Genomic DNA, 6662 nt, shown 5'->3' on the forward strand with positions numbered 1-6662 from the left:
AAGTACTCTCACTTTTTTAAGTGGTGGAGCTATTATAATTTAAACCTAGGATTTTAAAGGCCTTTCAGGTCTTTTTATTAAACCTCTATTTACATTATAAAAAAAATAGGGGGTATTTTCATGTCGCAATTTATTAATGCTTTAAATGATTTTATCTGGGGTCCTCCTCTGATAATATTAATGTTAGGCACAGGTTTATATTTTACAATTGGTTCAAAGTTTTTTCAAATTAGGTATTTTAACTATATTATGAAGCAAACTTTAGGTAAAATATTTAAAAAACAAGATGAAAATAATGCAGAAGGTGTACTTAGTCCACTTGAAGCAGTATCTACTGCAATAGGTGGTTCTGTTGGTTTTGGTAATATTGCTGGTGTTGCAACAGCTATAGCAATGGGAGGTCCTGGTGCTACTTTATGGATGTGGATTACTGCTTTTTTAGGTATGATTTTAAAACAAGTTGAAGTAACTTTAGCTGTTTACTATAGAAAAAAAGATGAAAATGGAGATCCTTATGGTGGTCCTACTTATTATATGGAAAGAGGTTTAGGAGAAGAAAGAAATTTTAAATATTGGAAAGTACTTGCAACAGTATTTGGTTTTGGAATATTCTCTACTTTCTTTATAACTGCAAGTAACTATACTATTTCTGAAGTTGTAGCTTCTACATTTAACATTAATCAAATGGTGGCTAGTTTATTAATTGTTATATGTACATACCTAATGATTTGTAAAGGTATGAAATACTTAGGAAAAATATTTACTAAACTTATTCCAATAATGAGCATAAGTTATCTAGTTTTTGGATTAGTAATAATATTTATAAATTATAAAAATATACCACAAAGCTTTATGCTAATATTTAAAGGAGCTTTTACTGGAACTGCTGCTGTTGGTGGATTTGTTGGTGCAACTATTTCCAAGGTAATATCTACAGGTATGGCAAGAAGTGTATACTCTAATGAAGCTGGTTGGGGAACTTCTCCAATGGTTCATGCTTCAAGTCAAACAGTTCATCCTGTTGAGCAAGGTCTATGGGGTTCTTTTGAAGTATTTGTTGATACTTTTATAGTATGTACTATCACTTCTTTAGTTGTAATTGTTACTGGTGAATGGTCTAGTGGTGTTGAAAGTGCTACTTTAACACTTAATGCATTTTCTACAGGCTTAGGTGTATTTGGTACTTACTTCTTAACTATAACTATGTTAGTATTTGGTCTTACAACTTCATCTGGATGGTATGTATATTATGAAGTTGTATTAAGACATTTATGTAATAAAAATATAAAATTAAAAAATACAGTACTTAAAATATTTAAATACTTCTATCCTCTACCTGGGCTTTTAATGACTTCATATATCCTTTATGTTGGAGATATAAGTATATGGACATTTGTTGATATAACAAGTGGTATACCTACTTTTGTAAACGTATTGGTTTTATTAGTATTATCTAAGCAATATTTTGTACTGTTAAAAGATTACAAAGCAAGATATTTAGGTGTAGGTAAAGTAGATAAAAATACAAAGTTATTTTATGAGGATATAAAAGGAGAGAAAGATGACGCATATTTATTATAATGGAAAAGTATTCACAGGAGATGAAAATCTTCAACAAGCATTTGTAGTTGAAAATAAGAAATTTATATATGTAGGAAATAATGAAGAAGCTCTTAAATATAAAGATGAAAACTCTAAATTAATAGACTTAGATGAAAAGTTTGTATGCCCTGGATTTAATGATTCTCACATGCATGTTTTAGGTTATGGATATTCTTTAAAAATGATAAATTTATCTAGAAAAACTTCTTCTTTAGAAGAAATGAAAAATGCAATAAAAGAATATATAAACTCTAATAAATTAAGAGAAAATGAGTGGATCTGTGGTAGAGGTTGGAACCACGACTACTTTAATGATGTCAATAGATTTCCAACTAAAGATGACTTAGATGAAATTTCAACTGAATATCCAATATGTATAATAAGAGCTTGCGGTCATGTTTGTGTTGTAAACTCAAAAGCACTAGAATTAGCTGGTATAAATAAAAATACCTTACAAATTGAAGGTGGCCAATTTGATATAGATGAAAATAATGAGCCTAATGGTATATTTAGAGAAAATGCTCTTAATTTAATCTATAATAAAATACCAAAACCAGATAAGGAAGATATAAAAAATATGATATTAAAAGCATGTGAAAGTCTAAACTCTTACGGGGTTACTTCTGCTCAAACTGATGACTTTATAGTATTTCCTGGTGTTGACTATGAAGTAATAATAAATGCATACAAAGAACTTGCAAATGAAGAAAAACTTACTGTAAAAATATATGAACAAGCACAACTTGCACAAAAAGAGGAATTAGAAAGCTTTTTATCTAAAGGATACACTACAGGTGTTGGTGATGATTATTTTAAAATAGGACCACTTAAATTATTAGGTGATGGGTCGTTAGGAGCTAGAACTGCTTATTTAAATGAACCTTATTCTGATGATAATAGTACTTTTGGAATATGTACTTATACTCAAGAACAATTTGATGAAATGGTTGAAATTGCTCACAAAAACAATATGCAGGTAGCTATACATGCCATAGGAGATAAGGCTATGGATATGGTTGTTAACTCTATAGAAAAAGCTTTAGATAAATATCTAAGAGATAATCATAGACATGGTGTTGTTCATTGTCAGTTAACAACTAGTGATTTACTAAATAGATTTAGAGATTTAAATCTTCATGCTTATGTTCAATCTATATTTTTAGATTATGATATTAATATAGTTGAGGATAGAATTGGAGTTGATAGAGCTAAAACTAGCTATAACTTTAATACTTTATTTAATGAAACTACTATGAGTAATGGGTCTGACTGCCCTGTTGAGTTACCTAATGTACTTAATGGAATTTACTGTGCTGTTACTAGAAAAACTTTAGATGGTAAAGGTCCATTTTTACCTAATCAAGCACTTAGTGTTAAAGATGCAATACTTTCTTTCACAAGAAATGGTGCTTATGCTTCTTTTGAGGAAGATATAAAAGGTGATATAGCTGTTGGTAAGGATGCTGATTTTGTATTGTTAAGTGATAATCTTTTAGATATCGATGTTAATAAAATAAAAGATGTTAAGGTTTTAAATACTTTCTTAGATGGTAAGTGTGTATATAGTTTAAGTTAACAAAAATTCGCTTTGCTTGAGCGACGTGTCGGCGAAGCATTTTGGATACATCCGTTGCTCAAAATACCCTGTTTAAGTTTTGACAGGGTATTTTTGATTTTATTTAATAGCACTTTTTGCAATCTTTCAGTTACGTTTAACCATTTATTTGTTATTTAATGTTCTCTATAATTAAATTATAGTAATTAATAATTAATAAAAGTAGTTGAAAGGTGATATATATGATTAAAGAGATAAATGATACTATAGATTTTATTATGAAAAATGATCCAGCTTCAAAAAGTAAACTTGAGGTACTTCTTTTATATCCTGGATTACATGCAGTGATTGGTCATAAAATTTCTAATTTTTTATATAAGAAAGATCTATTTTTTAGTGCTAGATTAGTATCTCAAATTTTTAGATTTTTTACTAATATAGAAATACATCCTGGTGCTCAAATAAATGGAACTTTATTTATAGACCATGGTGCAGGTATAGTTATTGGTGAAACTGCTATTATAGGAAATGAGGTTACTATTTATCATGGAGTTACTTTAGGTGGTACTGGTAAAGAAACTGGTAAGAGACATCCTACTATTGGAGATGGTGTTGTAATTGGTGCTGGTGCTAAGCTTCTCGGATCTATAGAAATTGGAAATAATGTTAAAATTGGTGCTAATTCCGTAGTTTTAAAAAGTATTCCTGATGGATGCACTGTTGTTGGTACTGAAGGTAGAATAGTTAAGAGACCTAATAGCAAAAGTATATTATCTGATTGTTAGATAGTATTAAAAGTATTTAAGGTTAATAAATAGGTAAATAGAATTATTTAATATTACTGGAATTTTTAAGTTCCAGTAATATTTTTATTTATAAAAACGATCTATAGATGCCTGCCCTGCTGCAAGACAAATACATACAAAATATATCTTAAGTGCTAATTTAATACTTTTTTTATTGCACCAATCAATTATGTTAATAATACCTGTATTCATTACAAAATTAAAATACTTCTGTTCATCTATATTTAAGTTTTTTTCATTTTTCTTAATAGCTTTTTCCATCTGTTTGATCGTAAAATCATACTCGCCATTTTCATTTTGCTCTAAACTAAACTCTTTTTCTAGATATTCATATATAACATTTTTATTGTAATAGTTATCTAAAGTATCTTCCATAAAATTTGTAATATGTATAAATAGTTTTACTTTTATAGGTGCAAATATTATTTTTATTTTACTAATTAATCCTAAAGTAAAAAGAATTAACGTTATGTCTATAAGTAGTTTTATTATTTTTGTATAGTCTATCATTTATGTCCCCCATATTAAGTGTTATGTTTTCATCTAAATATTATATCATTTAATATTTTATTTTCTAAGATAAACTTTATAAGTTATAAATAAGCATATTAACATTATAATGTAAAAATAAATTTACTTATTACAAAAAAGGTTGCCTTTACTAGCAACCTTTTTAATGTAATTCTAATTTTATTTCATTTATTTCTTCTTCTGTAAGTTCTGTTAATTCAACTATCATCTGTACTGAAAAGTTATTTTGTAATAATTTTCTAGCCATTTCTATTTTTTCTTGTTTTATTCCTTGTTTTATTCCTGTGTTAATCAAATTGGCTTTTTCATGTAGGGCTCTTTCTCTCTCAAAATATAATTCTTGAGTTACTGGATCACTACTTAAATATTCTAGCTTTTCTTCTGCCTTTTTTATATCTTTATCCATATTTATAAGCACCTCCAATTCCTCTTGTGATATATCATTTCTTAAAAACATCATCCATCTCTGTAATTTATCTTCTTCTAGATTTTTATTTTCAATCTTTTTGAACTTAGGCATTTCTATAAAATGAAGTTCTAATATATCTGTTAATTTATATTCTGTATTATCATTTTCTCTTAGTGTAAATGTTGTATGATATTTTTCTAGCTCTATATAATTAAAATCTAATATATTTATAGTGATTACTTTATTTAAATTACTATAATCCTCGCCTTTAACAATACTTCTACTATAAATTCTAGACCAATAAAATAAAGTTCTCTTATCCATATTATCTTGATTTGTTAACTGTACTTCTATATTTATATTAGTTCCATCTGAAGTTTTTGCTAGTACATCTATTATTCCTTTTTTATCTTGTATATTATCTGTAGTTAGCTCTTTTTCATTTATTATTTCTAATTCTACTAATTCTTGAGTTTTATCTTTATTTAAAACTGCATTTAAGAAAGATTTTAAGTTATCTATATTTTCAGTTTCTCCAAATAATTTTTTGAAAATAAAGTCATTCAGCGGTCTCAATCTTTGCATTATATTCCCTCTCTTTGAGTTTATTTATTATGATATAAATAATTATATCCTATCTTAAATTTATTAACAATTCACTATTTAAATATAATTACGATACCTTGTAGAACTAATTTATATATAGTATATCTTTAATACTAACTTTATTTCTACTTAACTTTATATCACCATTATCTAATACTTTAACAAAATCACTACCTATATAAAATCCATCATTTTCTTTTCTAAGATTTATATTTTTATCCTTACTAATCTTTTTAAGTATCTTATAAACATCTATTTCTCTTCTACTACTTAAATAAAGCTCATGCATTGTAGTAGCTGTTTTTAACAAATATAAGGTTGTATAATTTAAAGTTCTTATACCATACTCAACTCTATGAATAGGTCCTACCTTTTTTAATTCATCAAGTTCAAATCTTAAATAAATGTCATTTTCTTTACCATTATCACACTTAAGTTCTTTACAACTTCCTCTTTCATACTCATAATAATCTTTAATTTTTGCATAATACTCTATGCCAAAGTCATTATTAAACTTATTACTTGAATTTGACTTATCAATTGGTTGATAAAAGGCCAAATACTCAACTCCAATATTTAGCTTCGATAATGATTTTTTAGGTATATGATAAAATCTATTTTCTTTATAAACATCAAAGTGATTTTTATCTTTTGTATTAACTATCATTACATTTTTATTCTTAAACTTATAATAATCATCTTCTTCATCAAATACAGGGTTGTTATTTATAGCTTCCATATATGATTCATTTATGATATCACATAAATGCTTTTTCATAAGTGAAGTTGATCCTGGAAGCATAGGAAGTGCTCCTATGTTAACTTTCTCTATACTTTTGTAATATTTATTCTCCTCAAATGTTTTTTCATCACTACAAGGAAACATTACATAAGCTCCAACTGATTCATATTTAAAACTATTATTTATGCTACTTTTGCTTACTATAGAGTCTCTATATCTATGCATAATATTTATATCATCTTCCATAGGGCATATATTTCCACTTTTATCAACATAGATTCTATACTTAGCATCAAATATATATACCCTGTCGGTTTTCCCGACACCCTTTAAACAAAGTACTGTATCTGGTCTTTGGTTTGTTGTTGGAAGTTTGTTGTACTGTTTATTATAAAATAGCTCTAACCTTTT

General features: G+C 27.0%; 6 protein-coding genes. 3 read left to right on the top strand and 3 right to left on the bottom strand.

All coding sequences use genetic code 11. The annotated features are described in order from the left end of the window. Positions 1-120 precede the first annotated feature (120 nt). The 3 genes from Q5F54_RS09160 to epsC all read left to right on the top strand — a co-directional run bounded on the left by Q5F54_RS09160 (position 121) and on the right by epsC (position 3942). On the top strand, positions 121-1581 hold the full coding sequence (locus Q5F54_RS09160; protein WP_288247856.1) for a sodium:alanine symporter family protein: 1461 nt from the start codon (positions 121-123) through the stop codon (positions 1579-1581). Next, a complete protein-coding gene (locus Q5F54_RS09165) occupies positions 1562-3178 on the top strand; it encodes an amidohydrolase (RefSeq protein ID WP_288247855.1) in 1617 nt (538 codons plus the stop codon). Before Q5F54_RS09160 ends, Q5F54_RS09165 begins: the two co-directional genes overlap by 20 nt. Positions 3179-3399: 221 nt before the next feature. Beyond that, positions 3400-3942 carry a serine O-acetyltransferase EpsC gene (epsC, locus tag Q5F54_RS09170; protein ID WP_302334285.1) on the top strand — a complete coding sequence of 181 codons (543 nt, stop codon included), beginning with the start codon at positions 3400-3402 and terminating at the stop codon, positions 3940-3942. Positions 3943-4026: 84 nt separating this feature from the next. Here epsC and Q5F54_RS09175 read toward each other — a convergent pair whose 3' ends face one another. The 3 genes from Q5F54_RS09175 to Q5F54_RS09185 all read right to left on the bottom strand — a co-directional run. After that, positions 4027-4473: a hypothetical protein gene (locus Q5F54_RS09175; RefSeq protein ID WP_302334286.1), complete on the bottom strand. Its 447-nt coding sequence runs from the start codon at positions 4471-4473 to the stop codon at positions 4027-4029. 163 nt (positions 4474-4636) lie between these two features. After that, the gene (locus Q5F54_RS09180; RefSeq protein WP_288526398.1) at positions 4637-5488 is read right to left on the bottom strand and encodes an Rpn family recombination-promoting nuclease/putative transposase; all 852 of its coding nucleotides are present in this window, start codon (positions 5486-5488) and stop codon (positions 4637-4639) included. A gap of 106 nt (positions 5489-5594) precedes the next feature. Further along, the coding region (locus Q5F54_RS09185; protein WP_302334287.1) for a nuclease domain-containing protein at positions 5595-6662 on the bottom strand (1068 nt) is incomplete at its 5' end.

The sequence above is a fragment of the uncultured Romboutsia sp. genome (genome assembly GCF_958366745.1).
Taxonomy (GTDB): Bacteria; Bacillota; Clostridia; order Peptostreptococcales; family Peptostreptococcaceae; genus Romboutsia; species Romboutsia timonensis.